Below are 19,018 nucleotides of genomic sequence, written 5' to 3' on the forward strand. Positions count from 1 at the left end.
TAGCATGTGGTTATAGGCAATTCTACCCTTCATTTTACTTTCGTCATGCCCAAAATCATAAATTGGCACTTAATTCATTGAAACAGCCATTTCTAGGGCGGCTAATGCGTCTTGATGTGTGACTGTAAAGACATTATTCGGTTCTTGCCAAATGACCTGCGTAGCTTGATTGGATGAATCATTCATATCGACTGTGATTTTCCCATATTTTTCAGGTGCCGGTAGAGTGGCCTTTTCTAAATAATTGACGATTTTTTTCGCTAAAGGTAGTGGATCTTGTCCTTCGATGTTGCTTGATCGCACTCGGATACGCCAGTTTCCTTCTTGCCATTCAAGATAATTCGATCCAGCTGCTCCTTGTTGATAGGCAATGATTTGATGACCGAGATCGACTTTTTGCCCATTCTTATCGATCGTAAAAGGTTGTAACACATTGATGGTTTCTTGGCTTGAAGCAAATCCGTATTGATAAAGATAAGTGGCGATCGGTGTTTCTTGATTCAACGCTTGTGCATTTAGCGCAAGTTTTTCTGGCAACGCATAGTAGAGGACCGTGTATCCTTGCTTTGATTGCGCTGCAGCGAGATTTAGATTCCCTGAAGAAATCGGGATGACCTGTGGCATTGGTAGCGTTGGCTGTTCGGCTTTCAATTGCTCAAAGGCGGTCTTTTGGGTCTGATTTGTTCCTGTCGTGGCATCTGAATGTTCTTCTTTATCCTTAGCACTTTCTCCTGTAGAGGTTTCTGCAGTCGTCTGTGTGCCTTGTGAATGGCTCTGATTGTAAGCTTGAGTTGATTCTTGCGTTTGTGTTGTTCGATCAGCCGAGGTTTGACAAGCGCCTAAAAACAGGATAGCTGGTATAGCGATCCACCATTTTTTCATATGTATTTCCTCCTCTTTACTTTAAGAATACGCTCTCTGTAGTCTTTTGCCAATCAAAACCATGTATAATAAAAAAGCCGTTTCGCATGAACGAAACAGCTTTTGATTATTCCTTATTATCGACGATATTCAAACGCACTTTTTTTGGTGCATTTAGCCGCACACCATAGACGATCGTCCGGATTGCTTTTGCAACTCGGCCTTGTTTGCCAATGATACGACCAATATCTTCGGGAGCCACGGTTAGATTGTATTCGTAAAAATCATTTGATTCAACGACTTCTAACTGGACCTGTTCAGGATGAGTGACTAACGGACGAACGATTGTTAAGACTAATTCGCTTAAATCTTTCATATCCGATCACCTTATTTCTTTGAGAATTTAGCTTCGTGGTGTTTTTGCATAACGCCTTCTTTTGAAAGGATGTTACGTACTGTATCAGAAGGTTGTGCACCTTTAGACAACCAGTTAAGAACTAAATCTTCTTTTAAAACTACTTCTGCAGGATCTTTCAAAGGATTGTAAGTACCTACAGTTTCGATGAAACGTCCATCACGAGGAGAACGTGAATCAGCTACTACGATACGGTAAAAAGGACTCTTTTTAGAACCCATACGTTTTAAACGGATTTTAACTGCCATTATATATTTCCACCTCCATTGTTTTATTCACAAGATGTAGTGTAACAGTTTTTTTTTACCCTGTAAAGCTTTTTTTCTTTACAGCTGCAATTTTTTAATACTTTTCTATGATACACCGAAATCTTTCCCCCTATAGATAAACAAATGGACTGTGGACAAATCTAAAAATCAGTCTTGCTATAGGCTCTCGAATAAACGACGGGAGCAGAAGCAACTCCTTCTTAAATAAGCCGAAATTCACAAAAATTTGAAAAGCAATTTTCGTGAATTTTTTCTTATTTCTCGGAATTAAACACTTCTGTCCCAGCCTCTCTCAAATAAATGAAAGTCCAAAAGAATTTGTCAAACCGAAGCGACTTTTGTTTCGACCTCAATAAACGACGGATACTATTCGCTGAAAACCACATGCTTCCTAAAATTTTTGCTTCTTTGCTCAAACAATCAACTGTCTATCGTGCAAGATCTGAACATGATACAGGTGCACACGAAACGCTATCCCCCAAGTATGAATACAAAGCGCAGAAACAGTAAATGATGAGCGGCATAAGCATAGATGATAGAGCCAATTTTTCTATAAATAAAGTAGTAGATACTTTTCTTCTCTAATGGAGAAACGAGTGCATTCTTCCAGTAATCAAAAGGAAGTAAAGGAAAGCTATCACACCCTTGATTTCCCCTTTTGTTGATAAAAATACTGGCGCGTGCCCCCAATGATCATCACCCCAACTACCAGTAGCAAACCGAATAACGAGACTTGGCTCTTTAACTCACCTGTCTTGGGATACATTTTGATTGCGGTCTTTCCCCCAATGATTCCCCCTTGATTTGCCGAATTTTTATCTGGAGCAACACCTGCAAAGGCGATGGAGTCTACCTTGTAGCCAGCTGAATTTGTTGCGGATATTACCGATGAAAGCTGAGAATTTTTATTATAGAAAACCAAAACGTTAATGTCATATATCTGCTCTTGTGCTTGGATCAAGTTCTTTTCAACTGGTGCCAACGTATAGTGGTAGTTGCCTGGTTTGAAAAATGCAAAGTGTAGCGTCAAGTTTTGCTTATCGCTGATAGAAAACACTCCATTTTTCGCTTCTTCCGGATAATTTGCATTTTCATCCTGCGTAGAAAGTCGATAATTGATTGTTTTTCCTTGAACATTTTGCTGAACCAAAACTGGAAGAGTTACTTCTTCACTTGCAAATACATCTGGCGTTAAAAGTAACACACTTAAAAGTCCTAAAATCCCTATCAGTAAAGCATTAATTCGTTTTATTTTCATATTTCCCTCCTTTCTCCCGCTTTTTTCTTTGAGTAATGAGCATCACATACCAGAAGAGCAAGACTAGAAACAATAGGATGAACAAGAGTAAGCTCTTTTGACTTTTCAAACGAAATGAACGTAAGTAATTGACGGCTTTCCCGGTGAAAGTATTCTGCTGCGTCTTTGTTTGAAGCTCCTTAGGAATAGCGATCTTTTTATCTGTGATCACACCAACCAACACATATCGTCCGTTCGTAGCGTCTGTTGAACACGTACTTAGCAAGACTAGCCTGTCTTCGGGACGGACATTCAGTTCGCGATAGGATTGTGACTTTTCTTTTACTGCGTCGAGATACCTCTGACTATTTTCCCTTCCTGTTACTGGCGTCTGATAAATCTGCGCGTCAAACGCATCAACGTTTAAAAATGCGAAGAATTCAATCCCATGATCCTTGCCTTGAAAATACAGGTTTCCAAAGGCGTGTTTCTTAAAAAAATCTTGATCCTTAAATTTATCCAGATCACCAAACATTGCAGACTCCGCCATATGATGCCCATAGATAATCGAGTTGAAATCGGAAAAATCTTTTTTATTGCGATAATCCATAAAGATCGAACCTGACATTTTGTAATTCCCAAAAACATCCGTATTCAAATATTTTTCATTATCGCCGCTTTGTAGGACTGGGTAATCGATTTGGGTGCCATAAACATTTAGCCAAGCAAAAACATCCGGATTTTTCTTTTGTAACTCAGAAAAGCTTGGTGCATTACTTGTTTCTGGTTTAAATGTTTGATACTCACTAGATTGACCATTTAGGAGAATCTTTTGGTTATCCCAAATACTAAACATACCGTAGCTGAACATCAGTAACAAAAGGAGAACAGCGATAAGATCAATGAATTTATCTAGCAGACCGATACATCCTTTTGTCACCCAAAACAAATGTTTTTTCAAACTAGATTTGTTCTCCATGTGAAAAGTTCTCCTTTTGCTTTTTTCTTAAGAAATTTTATGCATCTTGATGACGTTTTTTAACGATATAAAAGGCCAAACCTGCGAATCCTGCTAGAATCAAAGCGATATAAGGGAAGTTATTCAATAGGATCCCTGTTGGTGTAATATTTCCACCATTTTGAGTATTCGTATACGCAACGGAATTATCTCCCTTTGTTCCAAGTGCTCCTGCTGCTTCAAGAGTGCCAGTAGTTGGTGTTTCCCCATTGAAAGTTGCTTCATTTGCTTCATCATAATCAGCTGTATCTGCTTCTTTGACATTTACCATAGCTCCAGCTGGGATCTTTTCAAAATAAGCAATTTCACCATGTTTTAGCTTGAATGTAGCGGGTGTTCCAGGAGTAACTTTTACCTTATCTACATCGTCGTTTGTCCGTTTGATATTTAATTCATAATCTTTTCCAGCTGTAAGTTCATTTGCCGCAATATCCAAAGTGTAATCAAAATCGAGTGTGTTATCTGCCATTTGCCCTTTAACTTCTTTACTGATCCAGAATGGTGCCGTTTTAGGATCATTTCCGTTAAAAGGTTTGTCTGAGGCTGTCACAGTATAGATATTTTTAAAGTTGAAGGTTTTATTTGGTTCAGGTGTTGGTACCACTGGATGATCCGGATCGACAGGAGTATCTGGCGTTGGTGTTGGTGTAACTGGTGTTGGATCAACCTTATTGGCATTTTTGTCTGTTACTACGACTTTTTCCACCTTATCTACCGTTCCACTTGGCGTATTGTTGCCATTTTTATCCATTGTTACCCAGATTCTTAAAGTGTAGGTATTGCCATCGTAAGTAACTTCTTCCTTCTTATTCGGATCTGACGCAAAGGTATTTGTACCATCTACTTCTTTAACTGTGTATTGATAAACACCTGCTTTAGGGAAAGTTACTCCCCCAATAACGTCCGTACTTTGCTTCGTTATGGTATTCACACCATCTTTATCGTTTGCAGCTTTCATATCTTGTTCCGTAAATTTGATTTCTTGTGATGCTAAGTCTGGTACGGTCACAGATCCATCCGCTTGATCAGCTACACCATTTCCTGAATATGGATAAAACCCTACGCCTGTAAACGTAAAATCAAACTTCATGTCAGGAATCTCCGCTAAGTTCGATGCGGGAGAAACTAAGGTCTTGGTGAATCGGACATCTTTACTAGTTGGTGCTGCTGTATCCGCAGCGTAAGCCTTGATTCCTGATAGTCCAAGTGCCAAGCCAACTAAACCAAAAGTCAGTCCGATTTTTTTCATTCTTGCATTTTTCATTAAAATTCCTCTTTTCTGTTTGTTTTTATAATTTCATAGGTTCCGTCGTCTTAAATCCCACATTAGTTTTCCCATCGTATCTTTGATTTTTACTGGTCCATAGATCCTTGAATCTTGTGCTTGCTGCCGATTATCTCCCAATAAAAATACTTCACCTTTTTTGATCGTGATGGGAAAAGTGATGCCCTGTTTATAAGGCAACGTATCGCCATTGACAAAATCCTTTTCCAGCCCGGTTTGCAGTGACCCATTGACAACTAGTCCTTCGGCAGTGATATCTACTGTATCACCAGCTTTGGCCACTACTCGGCGCACTTGCACCGTATCTTTTACCTTTAAAACAACTGGATCCAACAGGTCATAGTCTTTCTCCAAGCGATAATACATAATGATATCTTCTGGCTTGATACTTGGTGACATACCAGTTTCTTCCACTTGATGCAGTCCGAAAACGAATACAAAAAGCGACCAAAACAGTGCGATGATGATGAATATTTTCAAGACGAGATTCAAAATATCCTCAGTTAAACTAGGTTTTGTCCCATCTTTTCTTGTGCTTTCGGTTGTCCTTTTTTCGATTTTATTTTTTCTTTTCTTGTGGAATTTTTCAATCATCTGTATTTCCTCTTCTACGACCTTTTTAGCAACATCACTAATTTGTTCAACTATTTAATTCGTTTCAATTTTCTGAAAACAAAGAATGCTAAGCCTGCAAGGGAAACAACTACTAACGGTATCAGTGACTGATTGTTCAAATTGATTCCTGTCTCAGGTATTTTCTTATAAACAACCTCAAATACTTGTTTGTGGGAATCTTCGTTGGTTGACGACAATTTTGAATCATCAAATGTCTTGTTGGCTTCTAAAGCTTTAGCTAAACTGTCATAAGTTGTACCGTCAGGCCCCGTTACCGTATAGGAATAGCCGCCTCGGACTAGCTGATCATCAGTTTTATCAAAGGAAATCTCATCCCCTGGTTCCCCTATCACGGGTTTTTCAGCTTGACCATCGATCGTTAAGACAGCTGTTTGTTGTGCCACGTAAACATAGTTCAAATCATAATATGCGGCGCTTGTTCCTTTACTAGGCATTAATCCTTCACCATTGATCGCAGTTAGAACATCAGACCAATTCGTTTTCTGGAACTCAGCCTCATCAAGTGTTACATACTTGGCATCTACCATTTTAATAAGCTTCGACTTCTTGATCGAAGGGATGAGCCCGTTTATGACCGGATCTGGCGGGGCAAAAAATAGTTTTCCACCATCAAGGTCCTCTTGGTAATCACTATCTTTTATCTCCTTGCCATTCTCATCAACGTAATGGGTTCTAAGAAGAAGTACCGGAAAAATGTGAATCGTGGCAGTTGCAGTAATGTCTATCATCCCAAACTTATACCTTATTGTTAGCGGAAAGTCCCCTGCTTTAGTGGTATCGACTAGAGCATCGTCATAAACAACCGGACTATCAAAAGTCAACCACGGAGAATCCACTACTTGACCATCACTTAACGTCAGTCCAGGAAAATTATCTACAAAATCAGCACTTTCATGTAATCTGAAGTAAAAGTCCTTCAAAACCCCAGTTTTAGGCACTACATACACGTAAGTCAAGGTGTATTCGGTGGTTTGCACGTTACTATAATCGTACTGGCGTGTTGCATCCTCGAGTGCACTGATGACCGTCTTCCAGTCTGAACCAAACTTCGTTAAGCCGGTATCTGATTCTACGACCTTTCCATCTTGTTTGATCTCATAGGTTGAATTTTCTATACTTGTTAGATTATGATTATTTACCATATAAGGGGTTGCACCTTTAGATTGGATTTGTTTATTATAAGTATTTCCGAATATGGTGTCTAATTCGTCAAGTGTTTTCTCACCAAATAGGATGTGATCATACCACCCCCCTACTCTCTTCCCAGTATCGGTTAACCAGTTTATCTTGACATGGAAGGTTGGTTCGATAGTAATTTCTGTTTTGACAGTAACACTTTTTTGAATTTCATCAGAATTATAGGTTACAGAAACCTCATACGTTCCTTTTTTACTTGTATCCAAACTACCATCCGGCTTAATTACGTCGCCAGAAATAGTAAAATTTTTGTAATCAAGGTTCCTATTTCTTCCATCACTGTAACTAACCCCTTGAACAATTTGTTTGAGCAGATCAGCTTGGGTCGTAATTTTTTTGTTGTACACAGCACCGCCAGATTGGAACACCATGTCACCTACGCCATAATGGTCAGTCCGCTTATCAATAGGCACAATAGCAATTTTTGCAGTGGGTTTCAACCCTTGATAGACTAAGGTCAAAACTGAACCATCTTTGATATGACCGCTGCCATACTTAGAGTCGTTTATAATATTTCGAATGCCCTCAAATAGTGAACCATCATTTGCCGTTGTACTTGCTTTCAAGTCAGGAGCAGGCGCATTAGGCACAGTCAGTGTAGACTGGTCTAATTTGAAGGTATATTCTGGAATATTGGTCACTTGCCCATCTAACCTGCCAGCTTTTCCACTAAAAACATCATCAGAATTGGCTTGTAGATCCGCGTTACTTACTTCTGATAATGCGGGGGGATTATCTAGGGGATTGCCATCCGTATCCACGTAATTGATTTTTAACCTAGGTGCTTTTACAGTAATTGGCGCCCCATCTTTACTTATCTTGAATTCTGTAGCGCCAAGGCTAACTGTCATCTCACCATCTTGGGAAAAGATATCACTACTAATCAATTTATCGGCTGTAAATGTATACGTGTAATTATTCCCGCTTTTTTCTGCACTTCCTATTGGCAAGGCGGAAATAGCGTTTGCACTCCAGATTTGTGCTGCTGGCGGATTTACCGGCGGATCATATATCACGATTTTGACATCATCAGTTTGGGAAAGGCAACCGTCAACTAAGTAACCGCTGACATCGAATTTAATCGTTTCTTTACCGTCTGTATAAGTCTCTGGTACTGTGAACGGAACTCTCGTTTCAGTAGTGGCTGCTTCAACGGTATTACTTCCTTCTATACTGTTGATGGGAGTCGCCAGCGATAACAACAAGGCGAAAAGAAAACCAAACGAAACGAGTATTTTTATTTTGAATCTATTCCAAATCTTACTCTTAACATAATTCGGAGGACTACTATGGCGCATTTCACGCTTATTCATCATCAAATTCCTCCATTTCGGATCGTTGATTGTGTATCATTTTGATTCTTTTACATAAATAGTTACTATTTTCATTCATAAAACAACCTTCAATCATTATCCGCCCCCTTTATCATCGAATCGTTTAACTCCTGACCTCCTTTGTTTGATTTTATAAGGAGAGTTTACCATGTATTTTTTTGCACAAACTATCAATATGAGTGAGCAGGCGTGCCAATATTGATAGTTTTTATTTCAAAAAAAATGAGAAAATAGCGGTTACTTTAAATACAGGTAGCACCAAAAGAATTGACCTATGTCTGACTGTCAGGGAGCAAAAAATCTGCTTAAATGTTTCACAGAGAAGAAACTAGCGAGAAACTCACTTTTTTTCGTATGTGGTTTCAATTCCTCAACTGCAACTGATAAAACGATTTCGCCATCATTTGAAAATACAACCTCATTATTGCCTTGTTCCACATTAGCTAAAAAAGGTGTGGAAAAAAGTCACTTGTTCTTTTTCTCACAACAAACTGGCGAAGATTTCTCTACAGCCAATTAGATCAAATACTAAAGTAGGTCCATCGCAAAACAATAATTTAAATTCATTCACCAGTGTTTGTGTGACGCCTAGCCGTTGCTTCATTTCTCTTGAGAGAGTTTCTCTTATCATCTTGATGGTTTACATCGATTACTGTTGATAGTTCCAGTTTTTTTGGTATTTAGCTTTGACATACTGGTGATTTTGTCCACATAAAGGAGCATTTCATCTAAGGAATCGAAACCAAAAGTACTATTCAATACTTTTTAACCAATCGTTGACTTTTTATAGCCAAGGGTTATTATTTGCTCCAGTTACTTATTTTTTGTAAGATAAATATAGAAAGATAAAGGGAGGAATTATTGATGACTAAAAAAATTGGTTTCTTTGTAGGAAGCTTAAGAAAAGATTCATACAATAAAAAAGTTGCAGAGGCTTTTGCAAAATTATTACCTGAAGGATATGAAAGTGTCTTTGTAAAAATCGATGATCTGCCTTTTTATAATGAAGATCTTGAAACACCTGAAAATGCCCCAGCGGAATGGACTCGTTTCCGTGAGAAAGTAAAAGATTTAGCTGGCGTTGTTTTTGTGACACCTGAATATAACCGGTCTGTTCCTGCTGTTCTAAAAAATGCTTTAGATGTTGGCTCACGTCCTTATGGCCATAGTGTTTGGGATAACAAACCTGGACTAGTTGTTACTGCTTCACCTGGTGGTATCGGCGGTTTTGGTGCGAACCATCACCTACGCCAATCATTGGTATTCTTAAATGTACCAACATTACAACAACCAGAAGCGTATATCGGCAATATCGCTAACCTAGTTGACGAAAATGGTAACGTAGTTGAAGGTACTTTGAACTTCTTCCAAACAATTTTAGATGCGTATTTAGCTTTTGCTAATAAATTAGCTGATTAATATTATTTACTAGTAGATTGACTAACCGCCTGTCAACATTCGTTCTTATCACAACTAATGAGAACGAGGCTGGCTGCGATAAAAGAAAAGACCACTTAATCACAGAATAGTTGAGGAACCACGTTCAATTGCTTACGATGCTCCTCCTATTCCTATGATTATGTGGTCTTTTTTGTTCTATACATACTCGTGAAATGGCGGTCGAGACAAAAGTCGTTTCGATTTGAGAAATTGGAGAGAAAAACGAACAATACGTTTTTTGTATTGCTCGTTTTTTTTTTTTGAAATTTCCGAAAAACCTGACTTTTGGACGCCGTTTATTTGATAGAGGTTGGGACAGAAGTGTTTAATTCCGAGAAATAAGAAGAAATTCACGAAAATTGCTTTTCAAATTTTTGTGAATTTTGGCTTATTTAAGAAGGAGTTGCTTTTTGCTCTCGCCGTTTATTCGAGAGCCTGTAGCAAAACTGATTTTTATATTTGTCCCACATTCGCTACTGGTTTTTGATATAGTGCAGTTCGATGAATTCACCAAACCGTTGGCTATCAGTCAGTTTTAGTCGTTCATCATACTTTCCTTCTTGAAACAGGCGAATACCGCTTCCTAAAAGCACTGGAGCAATTTGAATATACCATTCATCAATCAGCTGATGTTCAATCAACGGTCTTAATAATGTGCCGCCACGAACCACCCAGACAGTTGTGTCAGGATTCTTTTTCAATTGTTCAACAACGCCTACTGGGTCATCGTGCACAACCGTTGCATCTTCTAATTTCAGTTCCTTGTTTGAGGAAAAAACGATATTGCGTTTATCTGGATAAAGCGCATCTGTTTCCAAGTATTTTTTGGCTTCCTCATATGTTCTTCTTCCCATGACCGTCACATCTATCTGCTTATAGAAAGCTTCATACGTCGTACCGATACCTGTTGGAGTATCGAAGAGCCATTGCAGGCTGTCCTCTTTGGTCGCGAGATAGCCATCTAGACTGACCGCACCATAAAATAGTATTCTTCCCATCTTCTTCCTCCTCTTTTGCTACTTACGTGCTACTTCCTGTTTTCTAAAGCAATCATCGATATGGTCATTGATGATGCCGACTGCTTCTAAGAACGCATAGAGCGTTGTACTACCGATAAATTTAAACCCTCTTTTTTTCAACTCTTTTGCCAGTTTGTCAGATAACGGGCTAGTCGTTGGAATATCTGCTTGTTCATGATAAGAAAGATTGATCACTTTCTGATCCGTGAATCCCCATAGATAGTCTGAGAAGCTACCAAATTCCGCTTGGATTTGTTGAACAGCTTTTGCATTGGCGATGGCTGCTTCGATCTTACGACGATTGCGAATGATTCCTTTGTTTTCCATCAATTCATTGATCTTATCTTCTTGGTATCGTGCTACTTTTTCAATGGCAAATGAATCATACGCCTCATCAAATGCTTCGCTTTTATTGAGGATCGTCTGCCAGCTTAGCCCCGCCTGATTGATATCTAACATCAATTTGCGAAAAAGCTTCTGGTCGTCATATTCAGGGACACCCCAAACGGTATCATGATAGATCTGCATACTTTCTGTCTGTTCACTCCATGCACATCTTTTTTTCACTAGGTTCACCTCTGATTCTATTTTTTATAAAAAAAGAGAGGACCACGTGGTGATCCGATCACTCTGAAGTCCTTCTTCTCTACTATTAATTACGTTTATTTACGTTTTTTCTTTTTCTTTTTGTTTTTCTTGATCATACGGTTCATCGCCATTTTACCAAGTTTTCCTTTGACACCCGTGCCAAACATTTGGTCCATGCCAGGAATATTCATATCTCCTTTAGACATTTGCTGCATCATTTTACGTGATTCTTTGAACTGTTTGATCATACGATTGACTTCGACCACACTATTCCCCGAACCTGCAGCGATCCGTCTACGGCGGCTTGGATTCAATAGGTCAGGGTTTTCTCTTTCAGCTGGTGTCATTGAATAAACCATTGCTTTTTTGCGTTCCACATCTTTAGGATCGACTTTGACATTTTCAATGCCAGGTACTTGATTCATTCCCGGGATCATTTTGATGATATCTTCCAGAGGTCCCATGCCCATCACTTGATCCAATTGTTCGATAAAGTCATTGAAATCAAATGAGTTTTCCCGCATTTTCTTTGCAAGTTCTTCCGCTTTTTTCTCATCATAGTCCTGTTGCGCTTTTTCGATCAGCGTCAACATGTCACCCATTCCAAGGATACGGCTTGCCATACGGTCTGGATGGAAGACTTCTAAATCAGTTAATTTTTCTCCAGAACCAACAAATTTGATTGGCGCTCCAGTCACTGAACGAATTGAAAGTGCCGCACCACCACGAGTATCACCATCTAATTTGGTGATGACTACCCCAGTGATCCCTAATTGTTGATTGAAACTATCTGCTACATTGACAGCATCTTGACCAGTCATCGCATCGACAACCAGTAAAATTTCATTTGGTTGAGTTAGTTCTTTGATTTGCTTCAATTCATCCATCAACGTTTCATCAATATGCAAACGTCCGGCCGTATCGATCAAGACATAATCATTTTTCTTTTCTTTGGCTACTTCCATCCCTTGACGGACGATCTCGACTGGACTGACATCTGTACCCATATCAAATACCGGTACATCTAATTGTTGGCCTAATACTTTTAATTGATCGATCGCTGCTGGACGATACACGTCTCCTGCAATCAGTAATGGACGTGCATTTTCATTTTTCTTTAAATAATTGGCTAATTTACCGGTAAAAGTCGTTTTCCCAGCCCCTTGGAGACCAGCCATCATGATGACTGTAGGGATCTTAGGAGACTTGTTCAATTCCACTGTTTCTGAGCCCAGAGTGATCGTTAATTCTTCATCAACGATCTTAACGATTTGTTGTGCGGGTGATAGACTTTCCAACACTTCTGCGCCAACTGCGCGTTCTCTTACTCGTTTCGTAAAATCTTTTACGACTTGTAAGTTGACATCGGCTTCCAGCAAAGCAAGGCGGATTTCCCGCATCATTTCTTTGACGTCAGCTTCTGATACTTTTCCTTTTTTTCTTAATTTACTCATCGCCTGTTGCAGGCGCTCTGTTAAGTTCTCAAATGCCATATTTTCTTCATTCCTTTATTCTTCGATTTCTTGGATCTGTTTGATCAAATCAAGAAGGGTCTCATCTTTTGGATAAGTTTCCTTCACATAAGTAGTCATTTTTTCTAAAAATTGTTCACGAACGATATAGTCAGAAAAAAGATGCAACTTTTTTTCATAATCTTCTAAAATTTTACTTGTCCGTTTGATATTATCATAAACGGCTTGGCGACTCACTTCATACTCTTCCGCTATTTCTCCTAATGAAAAATCGTCTGCATAATACAATTCCATATAGTTCATTTGCTTTTCGGTCAGAAGGGTGGAATAAAATTCAAAAAGTGCATTCATTCGGTTCGTTTTCTCGATTTCCATTCGATTCACCTCGCATTTCCAACCATTCTTCATCTGAGAGTACGGTCATTTGTTGTTGGATAAAATAGGCAGTCGCTACCCCCATGCCTTCTTCAAGAGTTCCAGTAAAACAACCATCATAAATAAGATGGACCCCGCATGAAGGACTTTTCGCTTTCATTATGACGGTGTCTATTTTATGTTCACGTAATTTTTGATAGGCTTTAACTGCGCCTTCTTGATAGGACTTTGTCACATCTTCACCTGTCACCGTCACAACCTTAGCGTGGCCATGCCAAACAGCTGCACCATTCCCACCGACAATTTCTGCGGGAGGTCTCGGCGTAGGCAATCCACCCATCACTTCTGGACAAACCATGATCGCTTTTCCTTCATCTACCAGTTTTTTTAATGCAGGAACAGCTTTTTGCTGACCATCATAGCGGCAGATTAGACCGCCTAAACAAGCACTGATACCGATCATCGTTTCTTTCCTCCTTATCCAACAAGTGCCTTCCCATTATACCATTTATTCAGTGAGTAAAATAGTACTTACTATTGATTATATGCTAAAATAAGAACAGCCGAATAGCTGAAGCTTTTCTTGGATCGTTGTTCAAACCATTCAAAAAAGTAAGCAACTTGAAGCGGCAAACATTCAACAAGCTTTGCTTGTTTAGATAAACCAAACAGACTGTTCGCAAAAGGAGAATTTATGAAAAAAGTATTAGTCGTAGATGATGAGCCTTCGATCGTCACATTACTAACCTTCAACTTGGAAAAAGAAGGCTACAAAGTTATTAGTGCAGTTGACGGACAAATCGGTCTTGATCTTGCTCTTGAGCAATCCTTTGATTTTATTATTCTGGACGTTATGCTCCCTTCCATTGACGGGATAGCAATTACTCAAAAACTAAGACAAGAAAAAATCGACACACCGATTTTGATACTCACAGCGAAAGATGACCAAGTGGATCGAATCATTGGACTAGAAATCGGCGCCGATGATTACTTGACGAAACCATTCAGCCCTAGAGAAGTACTTGCGCGGATGAAAGCTATTTTCCGACGGGTCGAACCTCGGAACAGCCAAACAGTAGAAACAGAACCTGAGTACTTGTCGAGTGGACAGATCACAGCTGATCTAACGAATTATCAGGTGACGGTCGATGATCGTCCAATCGAGTTGACGCCAAAAGAATTTGAATTACTTGTTTATTTTATGAAACGAAAAGATCGTGTGATCGATCGTGATACATTGCTTGATCGCATTTGGAATTTCGATTTTGCTGGTCAAAGCCGGATCGTAGATGTTCATGTCAGCCATTTACGAGAAAAAATTGAAAGAGATCCAAAACATCCCAAATATTTGATCACTGTTCGTGGTTTTGGCTATAAGTTTCAGGAACCAAAGATATGAACTGGAAAAAATTATCCGAACGCGCATTCTTTCTTATCCTTTTGATTGGGCTCTTTTTTGGTGGTTGGCAGATGATCTCACATTACTTTCAACAACAGATCATCGAACAGCAAGAAAGTTATCTGATAAAAAAAGCACAGCTGTTGACCCAACAACTGGATGTAGAAGATTTGACTTCTCAACAGAATAAAAATGTTTTAACAGAATTTGTCCATCAATCGAACGAACGGATCACGTTGATGGATTCTAATGGAAAAGTCTTATTTGATACAACGGATCAATCGTTGGATCAATCGAGGGATGACCGTCCTGAGATCAAAGCAGTATTGAATGGTGGGACACTTGGCACCTCATTGAGAATGAGTACGACATTGAATGAAGAACTGCTCTATGTAGCATTACCAATCAAAGTAAACGGGCAACTTGAAGCAATTATTCGAATCGCAGAACCAACGAGTGGCTTCTTACCTCGAACAGAAAACTTTCGTCGGTGGGTCTTCTTCTTTTTCTTGATTTTTTTCATTGTCTTAACTAGTATGATCTATTACTTGGCTTATCAGCGAAATCAACCACTCAAGACAGTTTTACCAGTCTTGAAAAAGATGGTCAATAATCCCGATAAAACGGAAATCATTATGCAAACGTCCGATCAGTGGGAAGAATTGTATCAAACGATCAACGATTTAAGTGAACAAATGAGTAAAATGTATCGTGCGTATACCACCACTGAAGAACAATTATATTCACTTCTGAACGAATTGATGATCGGTGTTTTCCTCATTGATTCAGAATCACGATTGCGTTTGCTTAATCCAAAAATGCAAAGTCATTTAGGTGTAAGTCACTTTCGCCCCAATGAGCGCTATACAGAGATCATCCAAGAACCAAAATTGATCCAGCTGATCCATCAAGTTACTCCGACTGAACCGCTTGTACACAAAGAAATCAAGATTTCTGAAGGACAACAAACGTTGGACATCAGCCTTCGCTATTTTAATAGTTCAGAAGAAACTGGACAAATATTGGGGGTCGCGTATGATCTAACTAAAATCAGACGTTTGGAAAAACTTCAAAAAGACTTTGTTGGAAATGTCTCTCATGAATTAAAGACTCCAGTCACTTCTTTGATTGGTTTTACTGAGACTTTGCTGGACGGGGCAAAAGACGACCCGAAAACGTTGACGGACTTTCTTTTGATCATGCAAAAAGATGCCATCCGATTAGATAAGTTGATTCGAGAAATCATCCAACTGTCAAAAGATGAAGAAACACCTTACGAGACACAGACGATTTATCTGGATCCTTATTTCCACCAGATCATCCAAAGTTATCAGCCAACGATCGAGAAAAAACAGTTGACCATCCAACTGTTTGGGGAAGATGTATCATTCACTACGCAGACAGATCTATTGTATCCGATCATTAAAAATCTAGTCGAAAATGCCATCCAGTATTCAAAAGAATCAAGCACGATCATCATTCGCTATCAAGTCACGAACAAATTAACCTTTTCAGTCCAAGATTTTGGCATTGGTATTGATAAGGAAGATCAAGAACGGATTTTTGAACGTTTTTATCGAGTGGATAAAGCCAGGAGCCGACACTCAGGTGGAACTGGTCTAGGCTTAGCGATCGTAAAAGATTATGTCAATCTATTAGGTGGGGAAATCCTAGTAGACAGTCATCCAGGAACTGGCTCTACTTTTACGGTCACGATCCCCGCTTTACAGTCAAACTTTCCAAGTTGAATCGAGACCGGAACAGAAGTATCTCTCTCCGAGAAATAAGCCGAAATTCACGAAAATTGCTTTTCAACTTTTTGTGAATTTCGGCTTATTTCCGAAGGAGTTGCTTTTTGCTCCCGCCGTTTATTCGAGAGTCTATAGCAAAACCGATTTTTAGATTTGTCCCACATTCTCTTCTTCCCTTTATCTCACTCGCGTTTATTCTTTCGGTTCGTCAAATTTGATCCGAAATAAGTCCTTCAACCACTCTATAAGCGTTCGTTTTCTTTGGTCATTTTTCAACCGACTGTATTTTTCGATCAGTTGCGACAGTTGTCTAAAAATAGATTCTGCTGCAAAAAACAAAATGATCAGTAACAAAATAGAGACTGCGGAGATTGCCGATATAGAAAATAGTTTATGGAGAAAAATAACTGAAAAGACGATCCCTCCTGCACAAAATAAAATAATTCTCCCTCTAAACCGATTCAGTGGCTGACAGATTTTATATAGAACTAAAAACCCAACGGCCGTAAGCAACATCGTAGACGCTGTGGAGACGTCTGTTTTATTGAGCTGCAAGCTCACACCGCTCACGACTAAGGCACCCACGACCATCATATCAGTCAAGCCACCAGGGATTGCTTTTTCCATCACATTGAACATGAATTTTCCTTCAATCCGGTTCTTGTTTTCTTCAAGTGCAAGTAAAAAGGATGGCACACCAATCGTGAATAAACTAATCAATGTAATTTGAGAAGGTTCAAGTGGATACGTCAGTGCAAATAAAATAGAAAATACGGAAAGCAAAAAAGAAAAAATATTTTTGACTAAAAATAAACTAGCAGAACGCTCAATGTTATTTACCACACGACGTCCTTCTGCTACGATCTCAGGCATTTTTGAGAAATCAGAATCGAGTAACGCAACTTGTGCTGCTTGGATCGTTGCCTCGTTTCCTGAAGCCATGGCAATACTACAGTCTGCTTCTTTCATCGCCAAAATGTCATTTACGCCATCACCTGTCATTGCTACAGTATTTTTTTCTTTTAACAGTTGCACAAATCTCATTTTTTGTTCTGGTTTCACACGTCCAAAAACGGTATATTCCTCAACTGCTTTACCATATTCTTCTTCTGCTAACTGAGAAACATCGATATATTTTTCAGCATTTGCGATTCCTGCTTGTTTGGCTACGCTAGAAACAGTTTGCGGATTATCCCCTGAGATCACTTTGATCGCTACACCTTGTTCTTTAAAATAAGCGAATGTTGCTGGTGCTTCTTTTCGTATAGGATTAGTGATCAGAATATAGCCTAATGGTGTTACCTCTGCTTCTAAGACCATTTCCGTGAGTTCTTGTGGATAGGCTCCAAAAACCAACACGCGATAGCCCTGTTCAGTATAGTGACTGAATTCCTCTTGATATTTTGAAAACTGATCCCGTAAAACCATTTCTGGAGCCCCTAATACATAGGTTCCCTCAGAAAAAGAAACACTACTGAATTTCTGTACGGAAGAGAATGGTTGAACTGTTCGTACCTCTTGATCTGTGTAGTCCGTAAAATAATCTTGGATGGCTTCCATCGTCACATTGTCGCTGGCCATCGCTTTTGCGTAATCAGAAATCAGCCCTTTGATTCTCTCGCTGTTTTTTTGCGCAGTTTCATTTTTTGCAACAAGCAATTTTTGAACAGTCATCCGATTTTCTGTGATCGTACCTGTTTTATCGACACATAGGACGTTTACTCTAGCTAATGTTTCGATACTTTTCATATTATGCAAAAGGACTCGTTCCTTCGCTAATCGGCTGGCACTCATTGCTAAAGCGATCGTTGTCAACAAATACAAGCCTTCGGGGATCATACCGATCAACGCTGCTTCCATTGCTACGATACTTTCTTTGATCGTATCCTCGTTTACAAAATAGCTTTGTCCAAAGAGGGTAAGACCTAAGGGAATGATGATGATCCCGATCCATTTGATGAGTTTATTCAAGGAAGCGATCATTTCAGATTGTTCCCCTTCACCCATTTTCTTTGCTTTTACTGTCAGTTGAGAGATGTAAGAATCATATCCAACTCTTTCCAATTGAACATAGGCCTTGCCGGAAATAATAAAACTTCCTGACATCAAAGAATCACCAATCTCTTTAGTGATCTCATCTGCTTCACCTGTTAATAAACCTTCATTGACTTGCAGTTTTCCTTCTAACACGGTGGCATCTGCTGGTATTTGTTGCCCCGTTTCAAGAAGTACTACATCATCTAATACTAACGATTCAATATCGATCTTCTTTTCTTTTCCCTCTCTAATGACCGTTACTTTGGCAGCAGACAATACGGTCAAATTGTCCAAGATTTTTTTTGAACGGATTTCTTGGTAGATGGCGATTCCCGTATTCGCTAAGATCACTGGTAAAAAAGTGAGATTTTTATAAGATCCGACTAAACATAATAAAATGGCTAAAACCATAAAAATCAAATTGAAATATGTGAATGTATTTTGAAAAACAATTTCCTTGTTACTTTTAAATGAGGTATCTATCGTCTGGTTTGTCGCATGATCTTGTATTCTCTCTGCGACTATTTTTTCTGAAAGCCCCTCATGATAATCGGGGGCGTAACGGGTAACAGGATTTTTCTCTTTTTGATCGAATTCATTCTTGCTTCTTTTTCTGAATTTTTCCATGATTTTTTACCTCGATTGTTATTCTTATGAATACAATAATACAATCATCAAAAAAAAG

Annotated in this window: 18 protein-coding genes and 2 pseudogenes; 4 read left to right on the top strand and 16 right to left on the bottom strand. The window is 39.1% G+C overall.

The window, feature by feature from the left end:
* Nucleotides 1-69: 69 nt before the first annotated feature.
* The 10 genes and pseudogenes from CJZ72_RS00360 to CJZ72_RS14905 all read right to left on the bottom strand — a co-directional run bounded on the left by CJZ72_RS00360 (nucleotide 70) and on the right by CJZ72_RS14905 (nucleotide 8,856).
* Nucleotides 70-882, bottom strand: coding sequence for a hypothetical protein (locus CJZ72_RS00360; RefSeq protein ID WP_081134340.1), 813 nt, complete (start codon nucleotides 880-882; stop codon nucleotides 70-72).
* Nucleotides 883-988: 106 nt separating this feature from the next.
* Nucleotides 989-1,237, bottom strand: coding sequence for a KH domain-containing protein (locus CJZ72_RS00365; protein WP_005875630.1), 249 nt, complete (start codon nucleotides 1,235-1,237; stop codon nucleotides 989-991).
* Between the two features lie 11 nt (nucleotides 1,238-1,248).
* Entirely contained in the window at nucleotides 1,249-1,524 is a 276-nt protein-coding gene (gene rpsP, locus CJZ72_RS00370; protein ID WP_005875628.1) for a 30S ribosomal protein S16, read from the bottom strand.
* Nucleotides 1,525-1,711: 187 nt separating this feature from the next.
* Nucleotides 1,712-1,831, bottom strand: a pseudogene (locus tag CJZ72_RS15000) (DUF3788 family protein); the annotation flags it as partial.
* A 351-nt stretch (nucleotides 1,832-2,182) separates the two neighbouring features.
* Nucleotides 2,183-2,803: a hypothetical protein gene (locus CJZ72_RS00375; RefSeq protein WP_081134341.1), complete on the bottom strand. Its 621-nt coding sequence runs from the start codon at nucleotides 2,801-2,803 to the stop codon at nucleotides 2,183-2,185.
* Nucleotides 2,784-3,761 carry a class B sortase gene (srtB, locus tag CJZ72_RS00380; protein WP_081134342.1) on the bottom strand — a complete coding sequence of 326 codons (978 nt, stop codon included), beginning with the start codon at nucleotides 3,759-3,761 and terminating at the stop codon, nucleotides 2,784-2,786. Before srtB ends, CJZ72_RS00375 begins: the two co-directional genes overlap by 20 nt.
* Before the next feature lie 37 nt (nucleotides 3,762-3,798).
* On the bottom strand, nucleotides 3,799-5,049 hold the full coding sequence (locus CJZ72_RS00385; protein WP_227326440.1) for a DUF7601 domain-containing protein: 1,251 nt from the start codon (nucleotides 5,047-5,049) through the stop codon (nucleotides 3,799-3,801).
* Between the two features lie 48 nt (nucleotides 5,050-5,097).
* Nucleotides 5,098-5,679, bottom strand: coding sequence for a signal peptidase I (gene lepB / locus CJZ72_RS00390; protein WP_081134344.1), 582 nt, complete (start codon nucleotides 5,677-5,679; stop codon nucleotides 5,098-5,100).
* A 50-nt stretch (nucleotides 5,680-5,729) separates the two neighbouring features.
* Nucleotides 5,730-8,216, bottom strand: a complete 2,487-nt coding sequence (locus CJZ72_RS00395; protein ID WP_232509768.1) for a hypothetical protein — start codon at nucleotides 8,214-8,216, stop codon at nucleotides 5,730-5,732.
* Nucleotides 8,217-8,733: 517 nt separating this feature from the next.
* The gene (locus tag CJZ72_RS14905) at nucleotides 8,734-8,856 is read right to left on the bottom strand and encodes a hypothetical protein (RefSeq protein WP_264475802.1); all 123 of its coding nucleotides are present in this window, start codon (nucleotides 8,854-8,856) and stop codon (nucleotides 8,734-8,736) included.
* Between the two features lie 260 nt (nucleotides 8,857-9,116).
* Between CJZ72_RS14905 and CJZ72_RS00405 the strand changes: the two genes are divergently transcribed.
* Together CJZ72_RS00405 and CJZ72_RS15180 are read left to right on the top strand one after the other, a co-directional pair.
* Complete coding sequence (locus CJZ72_RS00405; RefSeq protein ID WP_081134347.1) at nucleotides 9,117-9,671, top strand: NADPH-dependent FMN reductase; 555 nt, start codon at nucleotides 9,117-9,119, stop codon at nucleotides 9,669-9,671.
* Nucleotides 9,672-10,002: 331 nt separating this feature from the next.
* Nucleotides 10,003-10,123 (top strand): annotated as a pseudogene (locus CJZ72_RS15180) (DUF3788 family protein); the annotation flags it as partial.
* Nucleotides 10,124-10,165: 42 nt separating this feature from the next.
* Here the strand turns inward: CJZ72_RS15180 and CJZ72_RS00415 are convergent.
* From CJZ72_RS00415 to CJZ72_RS00435, 5 genes are all read right to left on the bottom strand, one after another.
* Complete coding sequence (locus CJZ72_RS00415; protein ID WP_081134348.1) at nucleotides 10,166-10,690, bottom strand: dihydrofolate reductase family protein; 525 nt, start codon at nucleotides 10,688-10,690, stop codon at nucleotides 10,166-10,168.
* A gap of 18 nt (nucleotides 10,691-10,708) precedes the next feature.
* Entirely contained in the window at nucleotides 10,709-11,278 is a 570-nt protein-coding gene (locus CJZ72_RS00420; RefSeq protein WP_081134349.1) for a DNA-3-methyladenine glycosylase I, read from the bottom strand.
* A gap of 95 nt (nucleotides 11,279-11,373) precedes the next feature.
* The gene (gene ffh / locus CJZ72_RS00425; protein ID WP_081134350.1) at nucleotides 11,374-12,792 is read right to left on the bottom strand and encodes a signal recognition particle protein; all 1,419 of its coding nucleotides are present in this window, start codon (nucleotides 12,790-12,792) and stop codon (nucleotides 11,374-11,376) included.
* 15 nt (nucleotides 12,793-12,807) lie between these two features.
* Nucleotides 12,808-13,146 carry a putative DNA-binding protein gene (locus CJZ72_RS00430; protein WP_005875610.1) on the bottom strand — a complete coding sequence of 113 codons (339 nt, stop codon included), beginning with the start codon at nucleotides 13,144-13,146 and terminating at the stop codon, nucleotides 12,808-12,810.
* The gene (locus CJZ72_RS00435) at nucleotides 13,106-13,609 is read right to left on the bottom strand and encodes a DUF523 domain-containing protein (protein ID WP_095443512.1); all 504 of its coding nucleotides are present in this window, start codon (nucleotides 13,607-13,609) and stop codon (nucleotides 13,106-13,108) included. The genes CJZ72_RS00430 and CJZ72_RS00435 overlap by 41 nt, the downstream gene beginning before the upstream one ends.
* Before the next feature lie 231 nt (nucleotides 13,610-13,840).
* On the opposite strand from CJZ72_RS00435, the gene CJZ72_RS00440 reads away from it, so the two are divergent.
* Both CJZ72_RS00440 and CJZ72_RS00445 read left to right on the top strand, forming a co-directional pair.
* On the top strand, nucleotides 13,841-14,545 hold the full coding sequence (locus tag CJZ72_RS00440; protein WP_081134352.1) for a response regulator transcription factor: 705 nt from the start codon (nucleotides 13,841-13,843) through the stop codon (nucleotides 14,543-14,545).
* Nucleotides 14,542-16,293, top strand: a complete 1,752-nt coding sequence (locus tag CJZ72_RS00445; RefSeq protein WP_095443513.1) for a sensor histidine kinase — start codon at nucleotides 14,542-14,544, stop codon at nucleotides 16,291-16,293. Before CJZ72_RS00440 ends, CJZ72_RS00445 begins: the two co-directional genes overlap by 4 nt.
* Before the next feature lie 195 nt (nucleotides 16,294-16,488).
* Here CJZ72_RS00445 and CJZ72_RS00455 read toward each other — a convergent pair whose 3' ends face one another.
* Nucleotides 16,489-18,960 (bottom strand): cation-translocating P-type ATPase, encoded by a 2,472-nt coding sequence (locus CJZ72_RS00455; protein ID WP_095443515.1) that lies wholly within the window; start codon nucleotides 18,958-18,960, stop codon nucleotides 16,489-16,491.
* Nucleotides 18,961-19,018: the final 58 nt, after the last annotated feature.

The sequence above is a fragment of the Enterococcus durans genome, from assembly GCF_002277935.1.
In the GTDB taxonomy this organism is placed as follows: Bacteria; Bacillota; Bacilli; order Lactobacillales; family Enterococcaceae; genus Enterococcus_B; species Enterococcus_B durans.

Coding starts and splice junctions, on each gene's coding strand:
- CJZ72_RS00360 (WP_081134340.1), bottom strand. CDS start 882: ATGAAAAAATGGTGGATCGCTATACCAGCTATCCTGTTTTTAGGCGCT.
- CJZ72_RS00365 (WP_005875630.1), bottom strand. CDS start 1,237: ATGAAAGATTTAAGCGAATTAGTCTTAACAATCGTTCGTCCGTTAGTC.
- rpsP (WP_005875628.1), bottom strand. CDS start 1,524: ATGGCAGTTAAAATCCGTTTAAAACGTATGGGTTCTAAAAAGAGTCCT.
- CJZ72_RS00375 (WP_081134341.1), bottom strand. CDS start 2,803: ATGAAAATAAAACGAATTAATGCTTTACTGATAGGGATTTTAGGACTT.
- srtB (WP_081134342.1), bottom strand. CDS start 3,761: ATGGAGAACAAATCTAGTTTGAAAAAACATTTGTTTTGGGTGACAAAA.
- CJZ72_RS00385 (WP_227326440.1), bottom strand. CDS start 5,049: ATGAAAAAAATCGGACTGACTTTTGGTTTAGTTGGCTTGGCACTTGGA.
- lepB (WP_081134344.1), bottom strand. CDS start 5,679: ATGATTGAAAAATTCCACAAGAAAAGAAAAAATAAAATCGAAAAAAGG.
- CJZ72_RS00395 (WP_232509768.1), bottom strand. CDS start 8,216: ATGCGCCATAGTAGTCCTCCGAATTATGTTAAGAGTAAGATTTGGAAT.
- CJZ72_RS14905 (WP_264475802.1), bottom strand. CDS start 8,856: ATGAAGCAACGGCTAGGCGTCACACAAACACTGGTGAATGAATTTAAA.
- CJZ72_RS00405 (WP_081134347.1), top strand. CDS start 9,117: ATGACTAAAAAAATTGGTTTCTTTGTAGGAAGCTTAAGAAAAGATTCA.
- CJZ72_RS00415 (WP_081134348.1), bottom strand. CDS start 10,690: ATGGGAAGAATACTATTTTATGGTGCGGTCAGTCTAGATGGCTATCTC.
- ffh (WP_081134350.1), bottom strand. CDS start 12,792: ATGGCATTTGAGAACTTAACAGAGCGCCTGCAACAGGCGATGAGTAAA.
- CJZ72_RS00430 (WP_005875610.1), bottom strand. CDS start 13,146: ATGGAAATCGAGAAAACGAACCGAATGAATGCACTTTTTGAATTTTAT.
- CJZ72_RS00435 (WP_095443512.1), bottom strand. CDS start 13,609: ATGATCGGTATCAGTGCTTGTTTAGGCGGTCTAATCTGCCGCTATGAT.
- CJZ72_RS00440 (WP_081134352.1), top strand. CDS start 13,841: ATGAAAAAAGTATTAGTCGTAGATGATGAGCCTTCGATCGTCACATTA.
- CJZ72_RS00445 (WP_095443513.1), top strand. CDS start 14,542: ATGAACTGGAAAAAATTATCCGAACGCGCATTCTTTCTTATCCTTTTG.
- CJZ72_RS00455 (WP_095443515.1), bottom strand. CDS start 18,960: ATGGAAAAATTCAGAAAAAGAAGCAAGAATGAATTCGATCAAAAAGAG.